Genomic DNA, 17800 nt, shown 5'->3' on the forward strand with positions numbered 1-17800 from the left:
TTCTCCTCAGAAGCCGGTTGGGGTGCGGGTGTGCCAGTCAGTGTTCAATTGATACTGATGGGCAACGTTCAACAGGCGACCTTCCTGGAAATACGGGGCGAGCAATTGCACGCCGACCGGCAGACCATCGACGAAACCGGCAGGCATGGACAAGCCCGGCAGACCCGCGAGGTTGGCGGTGATGGTGTAGACGTCTTCCAGGTACGCAGCCACCGGGTCGCTGTTTTTGGCGCCGAGCTTCCAGGCCGGGTTCGGCGTGGTTGGGCCGAGGATGATGTCGACCTCATTAAAGGCTGCCATGAAGTCGTTCTTGATCAAGCGACGGATCTTCTGCGCCTTCAAGTAGTAGGCGTCGTAGTAACCGGCCGACAGCGCGTAGGCACCGACCATGATCCGGCGCTGCACTTCCGGGCCGAAACCTTCGCCACGGGAACGCTTGTACAGATCGATCAGGTCTTTCGGGTTCTCGCAGCGATGGCCAAAGCGCACGCCGTCGAAACGCGACAGGTTGGAAGACGCTTCCGCCGGGGCGATCACGTAGTACGCCGGGATCGCGTGCTGCATGTTCGGCAGGCTGATTTCCTTGATCACGGCACCGAGCTTTTCCAGCTCCTTGATGCTGTTGTGGATCAGATCGGCAATGCGCGGGTCGAGGCCGGCGCCGAAGTATTCCTTGGGCACGCCGATGCGCAGGCCTTGCAGCGAGCCGTTGAGGCTGGCGCTGTAATCAGGCACTGGCTCGTCGATGCTGGTGGAATCTTGCGGGTCGAAACCGGCCATGCCTTGCAGCAGGATCGCGCAGTCTTCGGCGGTGCGAGCCAGAGGGCCGCCCTGATCGAGGCTGGACGCGTAGGCAATCATGCCCCAGCGCGAAACACGACCGTACGTCGGTTTCAGGCCGGTGAGGTTGGTCAGTGCGGCGGGTTGGCGGATCGAACCGCCGGTGTCGGTGCCAGTGGCCGCCGGCAACAGGCGCGCGGCAACCGCGGCCGCCGAACCGCCGGACGAACCGCCCGGAACGTATTCCAGATTCCACGGGTTTTTCACCGGGCCGTAGTAGCTCGACTCGTTGGCCGACCCCATGGCGAATTCGTCCATGTTGGTCTTGCCCAGGGTCACCGCGCCGGCAGCCGCCAGTTTGGCAACGACCGTGGCGTCGTACGGGGCTTTGAAGTTGTCGAGCATCTTCGAGCCACAGCTGGTGCGGATGCCCAGGGTGCAGAACAGGTCTTTGTGGGCGATCGGCGCGCCGAGCAGGGCGCCGCTCTCACCTTTGGCGCGGCGTGCGTCAGCGGCTTTCGCCTGCTGGAGCGCCAGGTCTTCGGTGAGGCTGATGAAGCTGTTGAGCTGCGGATCGAGCTGGGCGATACGCGCCAGCAGGGTTTTGGTCAGCTCTTCGGAAGAAAACTTTTTATCGGCGAGTCCGCGGGCGATCTCGGCCAGAGTCAATTGATGCATTGCAGGCTCTTTCCCTTTAGTCGATGACTTTCGGAACCAGGTACAGGCCGTTTTCGACCGCTGGTGCGATGGACTGGTAGGCCTCGCGATGATTGGTCTCGGTCACGACGTCTGCACGCAGGCGCTGGCTGGCTTCCAGTGGGTGGGCGAGCGGCTCGATACCGTCGGTATTGACCGCCTGCATTTCGTCGACCAGCCCGAGAATGCTGTTCAGGGCTGAAGTAATGTGTGGAAGATCGGCATCATTGAGGCCAAGGCAGGCCAGATGAGCGATTTTTTCCACGTCGGAGCGTTCAAGCGCCATGGGAATCTCCAGTGGAAAACAGAACGGACGGCGTCCGTGTGTTAGATTGTCGGAACACTACCGCATTTCTACGGTCATAAGGCCGCGATTGTGGGGGTTGGTGCACAGAAAAGCGGCCAATTTAACATATTGGCGCCTTGCCCAAAATCCCTGTCGTTGTTAGAGTTTGCCGCACTTTTTTACCCACGCGTTGCCTAGGGTCCCTTTCCCATGTTCAAGAAACTGCGTGGCATGTTTTCCAGCGATCTTTCCATTGACCTGGGCACTGCCAACACCCTTATTTACGTGCGCGAGCGCGGTATCGTCCTGAATGAGCCATCGGTTGTGGCTATTCGGACACACGGTAACCAGAAAAGTGTCGTTGCTGTCGGCACCGAGGCGAAGCGTATGCTCGGCCGTACGCCGGGCAACATTGCTGCCATTCGTCCGATGAAGGACGGCGTGATTGCCGACTTCAGCGTCTGCGAAAAGATGCTGCAATACTTTATCAACAAGGTTCACGAAAACAGCTTCCTGCAGCCAAGCCCGCGTGTGCTGATCTGCGTTCCGTGCAAATCCACCCAGGTTGAGCGTCGTGCCATCCGTGAATCGGCCCTTGGTGCTGGTGCACGTGAAGTGTTCCTGATCGAAGAGCCGATGGCTGCCGCGATCGGTGCCGGCCTGCCGGTTGAAGAAGCACGCGGTTCGATGGTCGTCGATATCGGTGGCGGTACCACTGAAATCGCGCTGATCTCCCTGAACGGTGTGGTGTACGCCGAATCCGTTCGTGTTGGCGGCGACCGCTTCGACGAAGCGATTATCACCTATGTGCGTCGCAACTACGGCAGCCTGATCGGCGAATCCACCGCCGAGCGCATCAAGCAGGAAATCGGTACGGCCTACCCGGGCGGCGAAGTGCGTGAAGTCGACGTTCGTGGCCGTAACCTGGCCGAAGGCGTTCCACGTGCCTTCACCCTGAACTCCAACGAAGTGCTGGAAGCTCTGCAAGAGTCCCTGGCCACCATCGTTCAGGCTGTGAAAAGTGCGCTGGAGCAATCGCCTCCGGAACTGGCTTCCGACATCGCCGAGCGTGGCCTGGTACTGACCGGTGGTGGCGCCTTGTTGCGTGACCTCGACAAGTTGCTGGCCCAGGAAACAGGTCTGCCGGTGATCGTTGCCGAAGACCCGCTGACCTGCGTTGCTCGCGGCGGTGGCCGTGCATTGGAAATGATGGATAAACACACCATGGACCTGCTGTCGAGCGAGTGATCTCGCCCGATGCATCTATGCTGTTGAGCGCGCAGGCGGCACTTTGCAGTGCTGCCTGTTTGCGTTTACCTTCTGTCAGTCTGTATCCAGGCCGGTCTGCCGTATGAATAAACAAAACATTTGCCTGGGAGGAGCGGCTTATTAAACCGCTTTTCACCAAAGGGCCTTCACTGGGCGTGCGCTTGTTGGTGCTGGTCGTGCTATCGGTCGCGCTGATGGTGGTCGATGCCCGCTTCACACTGCTCAAGCCAGTGCGTAGCCAAATGTCGCTGGTACTGATGCAGTCTTACTGGATCACGGACCTGCCGCAGCGGCTATGGCAGGGGGTGGCCAGCCAGTTCGGCAGCCGTACCGAGCTCGTCGCCGAAAACGAAAAACTCAAGACCGAAAACCTGCTGTTGCAGGGTCGCATGCAAAAGCTTGCCGCCCTCACCGAGCAGAACGTTCGGCTGCGCGAGTTGCTCAATTCCTCTGCGCTGGTCAACGAGAAGGTCGAAGTGGCCGAGTTGATCGGCATGGACCCCAACCCCTTCACCCATCGCATCATCATCAATAAAGGTGAGCGTGACGGTGTGGTCCTCGGTCAGCCGGTGCTCGATGCCCGCGGTCTGATGGGCCAGGTGGTCGAATTGATGCCTTATACCTCCCGTGTGCTGTTGCTGACCGACACTACCCACAGTATTCCGGTGCAGGTAAACCGCAACGGTCTGCGGGCGATTGCCAGCGGCACCGGCAACCCGGAGCGCCTGGAACTGCGTCACGTCGCGGACACGGCTGATATCAAGGAAGGCGATCTGCTGGTCAGTTCCGGTCTCGGTCAGCGATTCCCTGCGGGTTACCCGGTTGCGACGGTCAAGGAAGTGATCCACGATTCCGGCCAGCCGTTTGCCATCGTGCGTGCCGTGCCGACCGCGGCGTTGAACCGCAGCCGTTACCTGCTGCTGGTGTTCACCGACGGTCGCACAGCCGAAGAGCGCGCCAACGATGCTGCCCAGGCGCAAGAAGCGCTGGACCAGCACGGCGGCGGGCCGATCATTCCGGCGACCGTGCCTAAACCTGTGCCGGCGACCGTGGTGGTGCCCGCGCCTGCTGCTACGCCCGCCGCAACACCGGCAGCACCAGCACCGGCGGCACCCCCGGCCAAACCTGCGGCCGCCAAGCCCCCTGCATCACAACCTGCCGCAACCAAACCGCCGGCCACTCAACCGGCCGCGGTGAAGCCTGCCACCAAACCGCCTGTCTCCGCGCCGGCTTCCACAGGGGGACGAGAATAATGGTCGGTGCAACCGCATCCCGAAATGACTGGATGATCTGGCTGACGTTTGCCATTGGCATGCTGCTCAGCGTTTCACCGCTGCCGCAATTCATGGAAATCCTCCGTCCGCTCTGGCTGGCCTTGCTGCTGGCCTTCTGGGCGTTGTACTTGCCGCAGAAGGTCGGCATGGTCACCGCGTGGTGCCTGGGCCTGGCCGAAGACGTGCTGTACGGCACGTTGCTGGGCCAGAACGCGTTGATCCTGACCCTGATCACCTTCCTGGTGCTGTCGCTGCAACAGCGCCTGCGCATGTTCCCGATGTGGCAACAAAGCCTGGTGATCCTGGTCATCTTCGGCCTCGCGCAGCTTGTTCAACTATGGCTCAGCGCTTTGACCGGCAATCGACAGCCCACACTGGCGCTGGTCTTGCCAGCACTGGTCAGTGCATTACTCTGGCCGTGGATCAGCTACGGTTTGCGCGGTTTGCGTCGGCGCTACAAGATCAATTAATTCGGTCAGGCATCTGCCAGTACCTCGACAGGGAGATGTCTAGATGAAAGTGCTTTACCTCGCCTCAGGCTCGCCGCGTCGGCGTGAACTGCTCACGCAGATCGGCGTGCCGTTCTCCGCCATCAGCGCGGACATCGATGAAACCCCTTTAACTCAAGAATCCCCGTCGGACTATGTCGAGCGCCTGGCGCGCGGCAAAGCCGAGGCCGGGCGCGGCGCGGTCGTGTCCGACGCCGATTTTTGCGTGCTGGGCGCCGACACCGCCGTGGTGCTCAACGGGAAAATTCTCGGCAAACCGGTGGACGAAGCCGATGCGTGCGCCATGCTTATGATGTTGGCCGGTCAGGAACACGAAGTGTTGACCGCCATTGCGGTGCTCGACGGTGAGCGTTGTGAGTCCCGGGTAGTACGCAGTCTGGTGCGTTTTCGCAACATCGCTCACGATGAAGCGGCGGCCTACTGGGCCAGTGGCGAACCCCGTGACAAGGCCGGTGGTTATGGCATTCAAGGACTGGGCGCGGTGTTTGTCGCCGGGCTCAATGGCAGTTACTCGGCAGTGGTTGGACTGCCGCTGTGCGAAACCGCTGAGCTGCTCGGCCATTTCGGCATACCCTGTTGGCAAACCCTTAACGCGCGCTGAGCGTCGTACTGACAAGATGCGGCCATTATCGTGAACATGCCTGGACGAGACCCTGCCATGAGTGAAGAGATTCTGATCAACATCACGCCGATGGAATCGCGCGTGGCAGTGGTTGAAAACGGTGTCCTGCAAGAGGTCCATGTCGAGCGCACGCAAAAGCGCGGGATCGTCGGCAACATCTATAAAGGCAAGGTCGTGCGGGTATTGCCGGGCATGCAAGCCGCCTTCGTCGATATCGGCCTGGACCGCGCGGCGTTCATTCACGCCTCGGAAATATCCTTGCGCGAAGGCCCGGCGGTGGAGAGCATCAGCGCGCTGGTTCACGAAGGCCAGAGTCTGGTTGTCCAGGTCACCAAGGACCCGATCGGCTCCAAAGGCGCACGTCTGACCACTCAGTTGTCGATTCCGTCGCGTTATCTGGTGTACATGCCGCGCACGGCCCACGTCGGCATTTCGCTGAAGATCGAGGACGAAGCCGAGCGCGAACGCCTCAAGCAAGTCGTCACCGATTGCGTGGCCAAAGAAGGCATCAAGGAGGCGGGCGGTTTTATCCTGCGTACCGCCGCCGAAGGGGCCGGTGCCGATGAAATCCTCATGGACATCCGCTACCTGCGCCGTCTCTGGGATCAGATCAACGAGCAGATCAAAACCATCGGTGCGCCGAGTGTGATCTACGAGGACCTCGGCCTGGCGTTGCGTACGCTGCGCGACCTGGTCAGCCCGAAGATCGAGAAGATCCGCATCGACTCTCGGGAAACCTTTCAGAAAACCACGCAGTTCGTCGCCGAACTGATGCCGGAAATCGCCGATCGTCTTGAGCATTATCCGGGCGAGCGGCCGATTTTCGACCTGTACGGCGTCGAAGACGAAATCCAGAAAGCCCTCGAGCGCAAAGTGCCGCTCAAGTCTGGCGGTTATCTGGTGGTCGACCCGGCCGAAGCCATGAGCACCATCGACGTCAACACCGGGGCGTTCGTCGGCCATCGCAACCTCGAAGAAACCATCTTCAAGACCAACCTCGAAGCCGCGACCGCCATTGCCCGCCAGCTGCGCCTGCGCAATCTGGGCGGAATCATCATCATCGACTTCATCGACATGGAAGACGAAGAGCACCAGCGCCAGGTGCTGCGGACCCTCGAGAAGCAGCTGGAACGCGATCACGCCAAGACCAATATCATTGGCATCACCGAGTTGGGGCTGGTGCAGATGACGCGCAAGCGCACCCGTGAAAGCCTCGAACAAGTGTTGTGCGAACCGTGCAGCAGCTGTCAGGGCCGCGGCAAGCTCAAGACGCCGGAAACGGTCTGCTATGAAATTTTCCGCGAAATCCTCCGCGAGGCGCGTGCCTATCAAGCGGAAGGCTATCGTGTATTGGCGAACCAGAAAGTCGTCGACCGTTTGCTTGATGAAGAGTCGGGTAATGTCGCTGAGCTTGAAGGATTTATCGGACGCACCATTCGTTTCCAGGTGGAAACCATGTATTCCCAGGAACAATACGACGTGGTGCTGCTCTGAATCGCTGTGTTTCACCCTTACTAGAACGGCTGGCCTCAGCTTTTTGCAGTATTTTTGCCATGGGAGCCAACTGACATGGAACGTCTGACACGCATTTTGGCCGCACTGACCCGCTGGGGTCTTGGCCTGTGCGCGTTGGTCCTGGTGTTGATGGCGTTGTACGTCAGCCTCGGCCGGGAGCTGACGCCTCTGGTGGCCGAATACCGCGCCGACGTCGAAACCAAAGCCAGCGCCGCCTTGGGCATGCCGCTGCAGATCGGCAAGCTGGAAGGTAACTGGAGCGGCTTCGCGCCGATTTTGCTGGCGCACGATGTGACGGTCGGCGAGGGCGCCAACGCCCTGCACCTGGATCAGGTGCGAGCGGTGCCAGACCTTTGGGAAAGCCTGTTGGCTCGCGAAGTGCGCATTGCCCACCTGGAACTCAACGGCCTGAAGATCAGCCTCAAGGAAGGCGCGGACGGTCAGTGGGCGCTGGAAGGGTTGCCCGTGCAACAGGACCAGCCGCTTGATCCGGAGCAACTGCTCAACCGCCTGCAAATGGTCCAGCAGCTATCGGTAATCGACAGTCAGGTGACGTTGCAACCTGTGGACCACTCGCCGCTGACCCTGACCTACGTTGGCCTGAATCTGAAAACCGGCGTCTCCCGCCAGCGCCTCGATGTCCGTCTTAATCTGCCAGATGGTCAACCGGTGGCCATGAGTGTGCACACGCGGATCCGCGCCAGCCAGTGGAAGGATGGCGAGGCCGAGGCCTACCTGAGCCTGCCGCAAAGCGACTGGTCGAAATGGTTGCCCGAACGTCTGACCCGGCAATGGAACTTCTCCGAGCTCAAGGCCGGCGGCGAGCTTTGGGTGAACTGGGGCAAAGGCGCGCTGCAAAGCGGTGCCATTCGTTTGAACGCGCCGCAACTCAAGGGCGCCTTCGGCGAACGCAAGCCGATCCAGATCAACAATCTGGCGCTCAACGGTTATTTTCAGCGCAGCACCGAAGGCATGCTGGTGACCCTTGATTCTCTGGCCATGAACTTCGGCGAGACCCGCTGGGAGTCGCGCTTGCAACTTCGACAAACCGCCGCCACCGACAAGGCTGAAGAACTTTGGCACTTGCAGGCCGACCGTCTCGATCTCACTCCGCTCACGCCGCTGATTAACGCCTTGGGGCCGCTGCCCGAAGGTGTTGCCACTGCGGTCGAGCGACTCAAGGTGACCGGTGGGCTGCGCAACGTGCTGATCGATCTGCGTCCCAATGCCACCGATGACAGCAAGTTCAGCTTTGCTGCCAACCTCGATCAGGTCGGCTTCGACGCGTATCACGGCGCTCCGGCAGCACGAAATGTCAGCGGCAGCATCAGCGGTGACCTCGGTCAGGGCGAACTGCGGATGGACAGCAAGGATTTTGTCCTGCACCTGGATCCGATTTTCGCCAAGCCGTGGCAATACATTCAGGCCAACGCCCGGCTGACCTGGAAGCTCGACAAGGAAAGCTTCACCCTGATCGCGCCGTACCTGAAGGTGCTGGGGGAGGAGGGCAAGATTGCCGGTGACTTCCTGATCCGCCTGCATTTCGACCACACCCAGGAAGACTACATGGACCTGCGGGTCGGCCTGGTGGACGGCGACGGTCGCTACACCGCCAAGTACCTGCCGACCATGCTCAGCCCGGCGCTGGACGAATGGTTGCGCACGGCGATTCTCAAAGGCGCGGTGGACCAGGGCTTCTTCCAGTATCAGGGCTCGCTGAACCAAGGCGCCGCCGACACCGCGCGCAGCATCAGCCTGTTCTTCAAGGTGCACGATGCCGAACTGGCCTTTCAGCCGGGTTGGCCGCATGTCAGCAAGGTCACCGGTGATGTGTTCGTGGAAGACAGTGGCGTGCGAGTTCTGGCCAGTAAGGGCCAATTGCTCGACACGCAGGTTCGCGACATTTACGTCAATATTCCCCATGCGCCGGAAGGGCAAAGCGTTCACCTGTTCCTCGACGGCGGGTTTTCCGGCGGGTTGGGTGATGGCCTGAAGATTCTCCAGGAAGCGCCAATCGGCACGGCTGAAACCTTTGCCGGATGGGAAGGCGAGGGCGATCTGCAAGGCAAGCTGAAGCTGGATATTCCACTGGTCAAAGGCGAGCAGCCGAAGATTCTTGTCGACTTCAAGACCGCCAAGGCGCGGTTGAAGCTGGCCGAGCCTTCCCTGGAGCTGACGCAGCTCAAAGGTGATTTCCGCTTCGACAGCGCCAAGGGCTTGAGCGGGCAGAACATCACTGCGCGTGCCTTCGATAAACCGGTCACCGCGCAGATTTTTGCCGATGGCAGCGCGGGCAATCTCAAGACTCGTGTGACGGCCTCCGGTCAGGTCGAGGTCAAGAAGCTCACTGACTGGTTGAGCGTCACCCAGCCATTGCCGGTGTCCGGCCTGATCCCGTATCAACTGCAACTGAGCCTGGATGGCCCTGACAGCCAGCTCTCGGTCAATTCCAGCCTCAAAGGCGTGGCGATCGACTTGCCGGCGCCGTTTGGCATGACTGCCGATGCTGGCCGCGACACCACGTTCCGCATGACCCTGCAAGGGCCGGAACGCCGCTACTGGGTCAATTATGGTGCGCTGGCAGACTTCACGTTTGCGGCGCCGCCCGGCAATTTTGCCGACGGTCGTGGCGAGTTGTTCCTGGGCGGCGGCAGTGCCGTGCTGCCCGGCGCCAAAGGGCTGCGAGTGCGCGGCGTGCTGTCGGAACTGGATGTCGGGCCATGGAAGGATCTGGCGGACAAGTACGCTGGCCAGGATCCGGGCGGCAGTGCCAAGCAGTTGCTCAGCAGTGCAGACTTCAAGGTTGGCAAGCTCAGCGGTGTCGGCACGACGCTCGATCAGGCCTCGGTGCAGTTGAACCGCAAACCGGCTGCGTGGGCCTTGCAACTCGACAGTCAGCAGGTCAAGGGCAGCGCGAGCATCCCTGATGCGAAAGGCGCGCCGATTGCGATCAATCTGCAAACCGTGCGGTTGCCAGCACCCGACCCGACGGTCCTCGCCGACGAAAACTCACCGGATCCACTGGCCTCGGTGGACCCGACCAAGATCCCGGCGCTGGACATCACCATCAATCAGCTGTTCCAGGGGCAGGACCTCGTCGGCGCCTGGTATCTGAAAGTCCGTCCGACTGCCAAAGGTATTGCGCTCAATACTCTGGACCTGGGCCTCAAAGGTATTTTGTTGCAGGGCAGTGGCGGCTGGGAGGGCATACCTGGCAGCTCCAGCAGTTGGTACAAAGGACGGATCAGCGGCAAGAATCTCGCTGACGTGCTCAAAGGCTGGGGTTTCGCGCCGAGCGTCACCAGTGAAGAGTTTCACATGGATGTCGACGGTCGCTGGCCGGGTTCACCGGCGTGGCTGGCCACCAAACGTTTCTCCGGCACCCTCGATGCTTCGTTGAATAAAGGCCAGTTCGTTGAGGTCGAAGGCAGCGCCCAGGCCCTGCGGGTGTTTGGCCTGCTCAACTTCAACTCGATCGGTCGTCGTCTGCGCCTGGACTTCTCCGACCTGTTCGGCAAAGGCTTGAGTTATGACCGGGTCAAAGGTCTGCTGGCCGCGACCAACGGGGTTTATGTGACGCAGGAACCGATCCTGCTGACTGGCCCGTCGAGCAACATCGAACTGAACGGTACCCTGAACCTGGTGGCCGACCAGGTTGACGCAAAACTGCTGGTGACTTTGCCGGTGACCAACAACCTGCCGATTGCCGCGTTGATTGTCGGCGCACCGGCCATCGGCGGTGCGCTGTTCCTGATCGACAAGCTGATCGGTGACCGCGTGGCACGTTTCGCCAGCGTCAAATACACCGTCAAAGGCCCATGGAAAGAGCCGAAAATCACCTTCGACAAGCCTTTTTGAAAAGCCACTCTCCAGATCTATGGAGTAGCATGGTCCTCGGTTCTGATGCTACGCCCCTGATCTTTGTAGGCGCGAGGCTTGCCCGCGAATCGACGCACCGCAGTGTGTCAGGCAAGATGCCTTCGCGGGCAAGCCTCGCTCCTACAGGGTTGTGTTGATTCCCGATAAGGAAAAGGCCATGTCTTTTGCGGTGATTCAAATGGTCAGCCAGAGCGATGTGCTGGCCAACCTGGCCCGGGCCCGGCATCTGCTCGAAGAGGCGGCGGCGGGTGGCGCGCAGCTGGCGGTACTGCCGGAAAACTTCGCCGCCATGGGCCGTCGCGACATTGCTGACATCGGCCGCGCCGAGGCGTTGGGTGAAGGTCCGATCCTGCCGTGGTTGAAACAGACCGCCCGTGACCTCAAGTTATGGATAGTGGCCGGCACGTTGCCGTTGCCGCCGTTGGGCCATCCGACGTCCAAGGCGCATGCCTGTTCGTTGCTGGTCAATGATCAGGGCGAAACGGTGGCGCGCTACGACAAGCTGCACCTGTTCGACGTGGATGTGGCAGACAATCGCGGGCGTTATCGCGAATCCGATGACTATGCTTATGGCAGTGGGATTGTGGTGGCGGACACGCCCGTCGGCCGGGTCGGCCTGACAGTGTGTTACGACCTGCGTTTCCCGGAGTTGTACAGCGAATTGCGGGCTGCGGGCGCGCAATTGATTACCGCACCGTCGGCATTTACCGCGGTGACCGGCGCAGCACATTGGGAGGTGCTGATTCGCGCGCGGGCCATCGAGACTCAATGTTATGTGCTCGCGGCCGCCCAGGGTGGGACGCATCCGGGACCGCGAGAAACCTGGGGGCACGCTGCAATCGTCGACCCTTGGGGACGCGTGCTGGCACAACAGGATCAAGGCGAGGCCGTGCTGCTGGCCGAACGCGATAGCAGCGAACAGGCGTCCATCAGGACGCGGATGCCGGTGTCCAGTCACCGGCGCTTTTTCTCGCAGGGCGCACAGCGACCTGCCCGGAACGACGAATTTAAGGCGTAAACATATGAGCGAGTTGTTGTCCTCCGTCAGTGAACACCTCCTGGCGCCCGGTGGCGTAACGATCGAGAGCCTGCAAGGTGTGCTCGGCGATCTGGCCGGTCCGGGCATCGATGCGGCGGATCTGTATTTCCAGGGGCAGATTTCCGAGTCCTGGGCGCTGGAAGACGGGATCGTCAAGGAGGGCAGCTTCAACCTCGACCAAGGCGTGGGCGTGCGTGCGCAATCGGGTGAAAAAACCGGTTTCGCCTACAGCAATGCCATCACCCTGGAAGCCCTCGGCGCTGCGGCCCGGGCGGCACGTTCGATCTCTCGCGCCGGGCAGAATGGCACGGTGCAGGCGTTCACCTCGGCTGACGTCACCCAGTTGTACGGGCCGGACAACCCGCTGGAAGTGATGAGCCGCGCGGAAAAAGTCGAACTGCTCAAGCGCATCGACGTCGCGACTCGCGCCCTCGACCCGCGTATCCAGCAAGTCACGGTGAGCATGGCCGGCGTCTGGGAGCGCATTCTTGTCGCTTCGACCGACGGTAGCCTGGCGGCCGATGTGCGGCCGCTGGTGCGCTTCAACGTCAGCGTGATCGTCGAGCAAAACGGTCGCCGCGAGCGCGGTGGTCATGGCGGTGGCGGTCGTACCGATTACCGCTATTTCCTCAGCGATGACCGTGCCATGGGCTACGCCCGTGAAGCGCTGCGTCAGGCGCTGGTCAACCTTGAAGCCATTCCTGCGCCGGCCGGTACGTTGCCGGTGGTGTTGGGTTCGGGCTGGTCCGGCGTGCTGCTGCACGAAGCGGTCGGCCACGGTCTGGAAGGTGATTTCAACCGCAAGGGCAGTTCGGCCTACAGCGGGCGCATGGGCGAGATGGTTGCGTCCAAGCTGTGCACCATCGTCGATGACGGCACGCTGGCCGGTCGTCGTGGCTCCCTGAGCGTCGACGACGAAGGCACCCCGACCGAGTGCACCACATTGATCGAAAACGGCGTGCTCAAGGGTTACATGCAAGACAAGCTCAACGCACGCCTGATGGGTGTGGCCCGCACCGGCAACGGTCGTCGTGAGTCCTATGCGCATCTGCCGATGCCACGGATGACCAACACCTACATGCTGGCCGGCGAAAGCGACCCGGAAGAAATCATCAAGTCGGTCAAGCGCGGCATCTATTGCGCCAACCTCGGCGGCGGGCAGGTGGACATCACCAGCGGCAAGTTCGTGTTCTCCACCAGCGAGGCGTACCTGATCGAAGACGGCAAAATCACTGCCCCGGTCAAAGGCGCGACGTTGATCGGCAACGGCCCGGAAGCCATGAGCAAGGTGTCGATGGTCGGTAACGATCTGGCGCTGGACAGTGGCGTGGGGACGTGTGGCAAGGATGGGCAGTCGGTGCCGGTGGGTGTCGGCCAGCCAACGCTGAAAATCGATGCGATCACTGTGGGTGGCACAGGATCGTAAAAGGATGGAGCTTCGGGTGAGCCGCTTGGCGACTCACCCGATTCGAGATTTAACGCAGGCCGCGTTGAGTCTCGTCCAGCTCACGGATGTACTTGAAGATTTTACGGCTCGATGCCGGTGGCTTGTTGGTCGCCAGTTCGTGCTGGGCCTGACGGATCAGGGAGCGCAACTGCTGACGATCAGCCTCCGGGTAGTCGAGCACGAACTTCTCCAGGACCGCATCGTCGCCCGCGATCAAGCGATCGCGCCAGCGTTCCAGGCCATGGAAACGTTCGTTGTACTGCCGGGTGGAGGCATCGAGTTGATCGAGCAGCGCCAGAATGGCGTCAGTGTCCTGATCGCGCATCAGTTTGCCGATGAACATAAGGTGCCGTTTACGCGCGATATTCGCGGTGTGCTTGGGCGCATCAGCCAGTGCCCGGCGCATAGCGTCGGTCAACGGCAGTTTTGCCAGCAAGTCAGGCTTGAGCGTTGTAAGGCGCTCGCCGAGGTCAACCAGAGCATGAAGCTCGCGTTTAACCTGGGATTTGCTTTTTTCTCCCGTATCGAGGGAGTCGTCGTAAGAATCAACCATGGTGGCCGTCCGCAAAGAAACGCCGCCATGATAACCAGTCGGGGGCCGCTTGTCCGGCCCGGTCGCTCGAAGGCCCCAGCCGAAAGCAGAATTTGAGTGGAGAACAGCATGAGTGCAGTTGAAAGCGTCGGCCCACAAGCGTTGCCGGCACTGCAAGAACAAGTCGAGCAGATCATCGCTGAAGCCAAGCGTCAGGGGGCCAGTGCCTGTGAAGTGGCCGTGTCCCTGGAGCAGGGCCTGTCCACCTCGGTGCGCCAGCGTGAAGTCGAAACCGTCGAATTCAACCGCGACCAGGGCTTTGGCATCACCTTGTACGTCGGTCAGCGCAAAGGCTCGGCCAGCACCTCGGCCAGTGGTCCTGAGGCGATTCGTGAAACCGTCGCGGCGGCGTTGGCCATCGCCAAGCACACCTCCGAAGACGAAGCTTCCGGCCTGGCAGATGCCGCGCTGATGGCCAGGGATCTGCAGGATTTCGACCTGTTCCATGAATGGGACATCACCCCGGAGCAGGCCATCGAGCAGGCGCTGACCTGCGAAGCCGCGGCATTTGCCGCCGACAGTCGGATCAAGAACGCCGACGGCACGACCCTCAGCACCCATCAAGGCTGTCGCGTTTACGGCAACAGCCACGGTTTTATTGGCGGTTATGCGTCGACCCGGCACAGCCTGAGCTGCGTGATGATCGCCGAGGCTGACGGCCAGATGCAGCGCGATTACTGGTACGACGTGAACCGTCAGGGTAACTTGTTGGCCGACCCGGTGAGCATCGGCCAGCGTGCCGCGCAACGGGCCGCGAGCCGATTGGGCGCGCGTCCGGTGCCGACCTGCGAAGTGCCGGTGCTGTTTTCCGCGGAACTGGCCGGTGGCTTGTTCGGCAGCTTCCTCTCGGCGATTTCCGGCGGCAGCCTGTATCGCAAATCGTCGTTCCTTGAAGGCACGCTGGGTCAGAAACTGTTCCCGGAATGGCTGACCATCGATGAGCGTCCACACTTGATGCGCGCCATGGGCAGTTCGGCGTTCGACGGTGATGGTCTGGCGACTTACGCCAAACCGTTCGTCGAGAAAGGCGAGTTGGTGTCCTACATCCTCGGCACTTACTCCGGGCGCAAGTTGGGCATGCCGAGCACCGCCAACGCGGGTGGCGTGCACAACCTGTTCGTCACCCATGGTGATGAAGACCAAGCCGCCTTGCTGCGCCGCATGGGGCGTGGCTTGCTGGTCACCGAGCTGATGGGCCAGGGCCTGAACATGGTCACCGGCGATTACTCCCGGGGCGCGGCGGGTTACTGGGTCGAGAACGGCGAAATCCAGTTCGCGGTCCAGGAAGTGACCATCGCCGGCAACATGCGCGACATGTTCAAGCAGATCGTTGCCGTCGGTAATGACCTGGAATTGCGCAGTAATATTCGCACCGGTTCGGTGTTGATCGAGCGGATGACCGTCGCGGGCAGCTAAACCCTTACCGCTAAGCAAAAAAGCGCGCCACCCATCAGGTGGCGCGCTTTTTTTATGTGCCATGCACCGTTCCCTGTGGGAGCGAGCCTGCTCGCGATAGCGGAGTGTCAGACGACACAGATATTGAATATTCGGTCGCCTTCGCGAGCAGGCTCGCTCCCACAATGGATTTCGGTGCGTGCTCTCGGGGTTGTTTTGGTTCTCATTATCATCTAATAATAAATCTCATTACCGAATGAGCCCGGATCATGAGTTCTGCCTTGCACGAGCAGCCTTACCTCGAAAGCTGGCGCTGGATGAGTCGCCAGATCCGTTGCGCGATGGACCCCGACGAGCCGCGCCTGATCGAACATTACCTGGCTGAAGGCCGGTACCTGGCGTGTTGCACCGCCACTTCTCCCTGGACCATCGCCGAGACGTCCTTCCGTTTGTTGCTCGACACCGCCGCCGATGTCGCGCTGCCGTGGCACTGGCGGACTTACTGCCTCGACCAAGCCTGGCGCCCGCTGCGCGAACTCGAACGCCTCTCTCTGTGCAAATGCCGCCTCAAGCGCTGGCAAAGCTACACCTGGCAATTGGCGATCTGCGAGTTACAGCCCTCGATTCCCCTAAACGAACTGGTGCAAGGATTTTCTGATGACAGACCCTCAGACTCGTATTGAGCGTGACAGCATGGGCGAGCTTCAAGTCCCGGTGGACGCCCTCTATGGCGCACAGACCCAACGTGCGGTGGATAACTTCCCGATCAGCGGCAAGCCGATGCCGGTGCAGTTCATCCGGTCGCTGATTCTGGCCAAAGCCGCCGCTGCCCGTGCCAATGTCGAGCTCAAGCAAATCAGCGAATCCCAGGGCAAAGCCATCGTCGATGCGTCACTGGGGCTGCTTCAGGGCGACTTCATGCAGCACTTCCCGGTGGACATCTTCCAGACCGGCTCCGGCACCAGTTCCAACATGAACGCCAACGAAGTGATTGCCACCCTGGCCAGCCGCCTGCTCGGCGAGCCGGTGAACCCTAATGATCATGTGAACTGCGGTCAAAGCAGCAACGACATTATCCCGACCACCATCCATGTCAGCGCTGCACTTGCCTTGCATGAGCAGCTGCTGCCGGCGCTGGTGGGTCTGGTGCAGGTCATCGAGCGAAAGGCTGAAGAGGTTCATCACCACGTCAAAACCGGTCGCACGCACTTGATGGACGCCATGCCGGTGCGCATGAGTCAGGTCCTGAATGGCTGGGCGCAGCAGCTCAAGGCCAACATCGGTCACTTGCAGGACTTGCTGCCGAGCCTGCAATCCCTGGCTCAGGGTGGTACGGCGGTCGGCACCGGGATCAATGCACATCCGCAATTCGCAGCGCGTTTCAGCCAACAGCTGAGCGAGCTGACCCACGTTCAGTTCACGCCGGGCAAGGATCTGTTTGCGCTGATCGGCTCCCAGGACACTGCGGTGGCGGTCTCCGGCCAGCTTAAAGCGACAGCGGTTTCGCTGATGAAAATCGCCAACGACCTGCGCTGGATGAACTCCGGCCCGCTGGCCGGCCTCGGCGAAATCGAACTTGAAGCCTTGCAGCCGGGCTCTTCGATCATGCCCGGCAAGGTCAACCCGGTGATCCCGGAAGCCACTGCCATGGTCGCCGCCCAGGTGATCGGCAATGACACAGTCATCACCATCGCCGGTCAGTCAGGCAATTTCGAGCTGAACGTGATGCTGCCGATCATCGCCCAGAACCTGCTGAGCAGCATCGAATTGCTGGCCAACTCCAGTCATCTGCTGGGTGAGAAGGCCATCGCCAGCTTCAAGGTCAACGAATCTCGAATCAAAGAGGCGCTGTCGCGCAACCCGATTCTGGTGACCGCACTCAACCCGATCATTGGTTACCAAAAAGCCGCTGAAATCGCCAAGAAGGCCTATCAACAGGGGCGTCCGGTGATCGATGTCGCCCTGGAGCACACTGACCTGACGCGCAGCCAACTGGAAGAATTACTCAACCCAGAGAAGCTCACCGCAGGCGGCGTGTAATCACCGCTACCGCTTTGGAGGCTCACCATGGAGCACTGGAAACGCACGATCGAAAGGGCCAATCGCCATTTCATGCTGGGCGAATTGGTCGATGCCCGCGAGGCTTACTTGCAGGCACTTGCCCTGGCCCAGGTGTTGTTCGAGCGCTGGGCGGATGCCGACGAAGCGGTGGCGGCCTGCGTGATTTCCCATCACAACCTGGCGGATCTGCATTTGCGTCTGAACCAGCCGGAGGAGAGCGCCGAATATTTGTGCGCGATCCATCAGCGGTTGTTGCAAACCCTGCAGGACCCGCGCCTGGCCCCGGCACTGCGTGAAGCCGCACAGCGCCAAAGCAGCAAAACCTATGTCGAGCTGCTGAATTTCATCAGCGACCACGGCGAATATCCGCGCACCCACCGTTTGCTGCACACCGATACCGTATCGCCTGCGCCTCTACACCATGGAGTCCATTGAA

15 protein-coding genes are annotated in these 17800 nt (G+C 60.9%); 12 read left to right on the top strand and 3 right to left on the bottom strand.

Annotation, left to right across the window (positions count from 1 at the left end):
• Window positions 1–6 precede the first annotated feature (6 nt).
• Together gatA and gatC are read right to left on the bottom strand one after the other, a co-directional pair.
• On the bottom strand, window positions 7–1458 hold the full coding sequence (gene gatA / locus FHL16_RS03305) for an Asp-tRNA(Asn)/Glu-tRNA(Gln) amidotransferase subunit GatA (protein WP_077747416.1): 1452 nt from the start codon (window positions 1456–1458) through the stop codon (window positions 7–9).
• Window positions 1459–1474: 16 nt separating this feature from the next.
• Window positions 1475–1762, bottom strand: coding sequence for an Asp-tRNA(Asn)/Glu-tRNA(Gln) amidotransferase subunit GatC (gene gatC / locus FHL16_RS03310; RefSeq protein WP_007901429.1), 288 nt, complete (start codon window positions 1760–1762; stop codon window positions 1475–1477).
• A gap of 210 nt (window positions 1763–1972) precedes the next feature.
• Between gatC and mreB the strand changes: the two genes are divergently transcribed.
• The 8 genes from mreB (at window position 1973) to tldD (ending at window position 13295) form a co-directional block, all read left to right on the top strand.
• A complete protein-coding gene (mreB, locus tag FHL16_RS03315; RefSeq protein ID WP_002555108.1) occupies window positions 1973–3010 on the top strand; it encodes a rod shape-determining protein MreB in 1038 nt (345 codons plus the stop codon).
• Window positions 3011–3150: 140 nt separating this feature from the next.
• On the top strand, window positions 3151–4284 hold the full coding sequence (gene mreC / locus FHL16_RS03320) for a rod shape-determining protein MreC (protein WP_077747417.1): 1134 nt from the start codon (window positions 3151–3153) through the stop codon (window positions 4282–4284).
• Window positions 4284–4775, top strand: coding sequence for a rod shape-determining protein MreD (gene mreD, locus FHL16_RS03325; RefSeq protein WP_010463359.1), 492 nt, complete (start codon window positions 4284–4286; stop codon window positions 4773–4775). The genes mreC and mreD overlap by 1 nt, the downstream gene beginning before the upstream one ends.
• A gap of 43 nt (window positions 4776–4818) precedes the next feature.
• On the top strand, window positions 4819–5415 hold the full coding sequence (locus tag FHL16_RS03330; protein WP_077747418.1) for a Maf family protein: 597 nt from the start codon (window positions 4819–4821) through the stop codon (window positions 5413–5415).
• A gap of 57 nt (window positions 5416–5472) precedes the next feature.
• Window positions 5473–6930, top strand: coding sequence for a ribonuclease G (gene rng, locus FHL16_RS03335; RefSeq protein ID WP_010463355.1), 1458 nt, complete (start codon window positions 5473–5475; stop codon window positions 6928–6930).
• A 75-nt stretch (window positions 6931–7005) separates the two neighbouring features.
• The gene (locus FHL16_RS03340) at window positions 7006–10809 is read left to right on the top strand and encodes a YhdP family protein (RefSeq protein ID WP_010463353.1); all 3804 of its coding nucleotides are present in this window, start codon (window positions 7006–7008) and stop codon (window positions 10807–10809) included.
• A 178-nt stretch (window positions 10810–10987) separates the two neighbouring features.
• Window positions 10988–11848, top strand: coding sequence for a carbon-nitrogen hydrolase family protein (locus tag FHL16_RS03345; RefSeq protein ID WP_010463351.1), 861 nt, complete (start codon window positions 10988–10990; stop codon window positions 11846–11848).
• 4 nt (window positions 11849–11852) lie between these two features.
• On the top strand, window positions 11853–13295 hold the full coding sequence (tldD, locus tag FHL16_RS03350) for a metalloprotease TldD (RefSeq protein WP_010463350.1): 1443 nt from the start codon (window positions 11853–11855) through the stop codon (window positions 13293–13295).
• Between the two features lie 49 nt (window positions 13296–13344).
• Here the strand turns inward: tldD and yjgA are convergent, their stop codons facing one another.
• Complete coding sequence (gene yjgA / locus FHL16_RS03355) at window positions 13345–13869, bottom strand: ribosome biogenesis factor YjgA (RefSeq protein ID WP_010463348.1); 525 nt, start codon at window positions 13867–13869, stop codon at window positions 13345–13347.
• A gap of 108 nt (window positions 13870–13977) precedes the next feature.
• Here yjgA and pmbA point away from each other — a divergent pair, with 108 nt between their 5' ends.
• From pmbA to FHL16_RS03375, 4 genes are all read left to right on the top strand, one after another.
• The gene (pmbA, locus tag FHL16_RS03360) at window positions 13978–15324 is read left to right on the top strand and encodes a metalloprotease PmbA (RefSeq protein WP_010463346.1); all 1347 of its coding nucleotides are present in this window, start codon (window positions 13978–13980) and stop codon (window positions 15322–15324) included.
• 248 nt (window positions 15325–15572) lie between these two features.
• Window positions 15573–15986, top strand: coding sequence for a FagA protein (locus tag FHL16_RS03365; RefSeq protein ID WP_077747419.1), 414 nt, complete (start codon window positions 15573–15575; stop codon window positions 15984–15986).
• Window positions 15961–17343 carry a class II fumarate hydratase gene (locus FHL16_RS03370; RefSeq protein ID WP_077747420.1) on the top strand — a complete coding sequence of 461 codons (1383 nt, stop codon included), beginning with the start codon at window positions 15961–15963 and terminating at the stop codon, window positions 17341–17343. The genes FHL16_RS03365 and FHL16_RS03370 overlap by 26 nt, the downstream gene beginning before the upstream one ends.
• 27 nt (window positions 17344–17370) lie before the next feature.
• Entirely contained in the window at window positions 17371–17799 is a 429-nt protein-coding gene (locus tag FHL16_RS03375) for a hypothetical protein (RefSeq protein WP_077747421.1), read from the top strand.
• Window position 17800 lies beyond the last annotated feature (1 nt).

Source organism: Pseudomonas sp. FSL W5-0299 (assembly GCF_005930655.1).
GTDB classification, from domain to species: Bacteria; Pseudomonadota; Gammaproteobacteria; order Pseudomonadales; family Pseudomonadaceae; genus Aquipseudomonas; species Aquipseudomonas mandelii.

Bases quoted from the DNA above. Each gene is read 5' to 3' on its own strand.
- mreB (WP_002555108.1), top strand. From the start codon at position 1,973: ATGTTCAAGAAACTGCGTGGCATGTTTTCCAGCGATCTTTCCATTGAC.
- rng (WP_010463355.1), top strand. From the start codon at position 5,473: ATGAGTGAAGAGATTCTGATCAACATCACGCCGATGGAATCGCGCGTG.
- gatA (WP_077747416.1), bottom strand. From the start codon at position 1,458: ATGCATCAATTGACTCTGGCCGAGATCGCCCGCGGACTCGCCGATAAA.
- gatC (WP_007901429.1), bottom strand. From the start codon at position 1,762: ATGGCGCTTGAACGCTCCGACGTGGAAAAAATCGCTCATCTGGCCTGC.
- FHL16_RS03330 (WP_077747418.1), top strand. From the start codon at position 4,819: ATGAAAGTGCTTTACCTCGCCTCAGGCTCGCCGCGTCGGCGTGAACTG.
- FHL16_RS03365 (WP_077747419.1), top strand. From the start codon at position 15,573: ATGAGTTCTGCCTTGCACGAGCAGCCTTACCTCGAAAGCTGGCGCTGG.
- tldD (WP_010463350.1), top strand. From the start codon at position 11,853: ATGAGCGAGTTGTTGTCCTCCGTCAGTGAACACCTCCTGGCGCCCGGT.
- mreD (WP_010463359.1), top strand. From the start codon at position 4,284: ATGGTCGGTGCAACCGCATCCCGAAATGACTGGATGATCTGGCTGACG.
- yjgA (WP_010463348.1), bottom strand. From the start codon at position 13,869: ATGGTTGATTCTTACGACGACTCCCTCGATACGGGAGAAAAAAGCAAA.
- FHL16_RS03370 (WP_077747420.1), top strand. From the start codon at position 15,961: ATGACAGACCCTCAGACTCGTATTGAGCGTGACAGCATGGGCGAGCTT.
- pmbA (WP_010463346.1), top strand. From the start codon at position 13,978: ATGAGTGCAGTTGAAAGCGTCGGCCCACAAGCGTTGCCGGCACTGCAA.
- FHL16_RS03340 (WP_010463353.1), top strand. From the start codon at position 7,006: ATGGAACGTCTGACACGCATTTTGGCCGCACTGACCCGCTGGGGTCTT.
- FHL16_RS03375 (WP_077747421.1), top strand. From the start codon at position 17,371: ATGGAGCACTGGAAACGCACGATCGAAAGGGCCAATCGCCATTTCATG.
- FHL16_RS03345 (WP_010463351.1), top strand. From the start codon at position 10,988: ATGTCTTTTGCGGTGATTCAAATGGTCAGCCAGAGCGATGTGCTGGCC.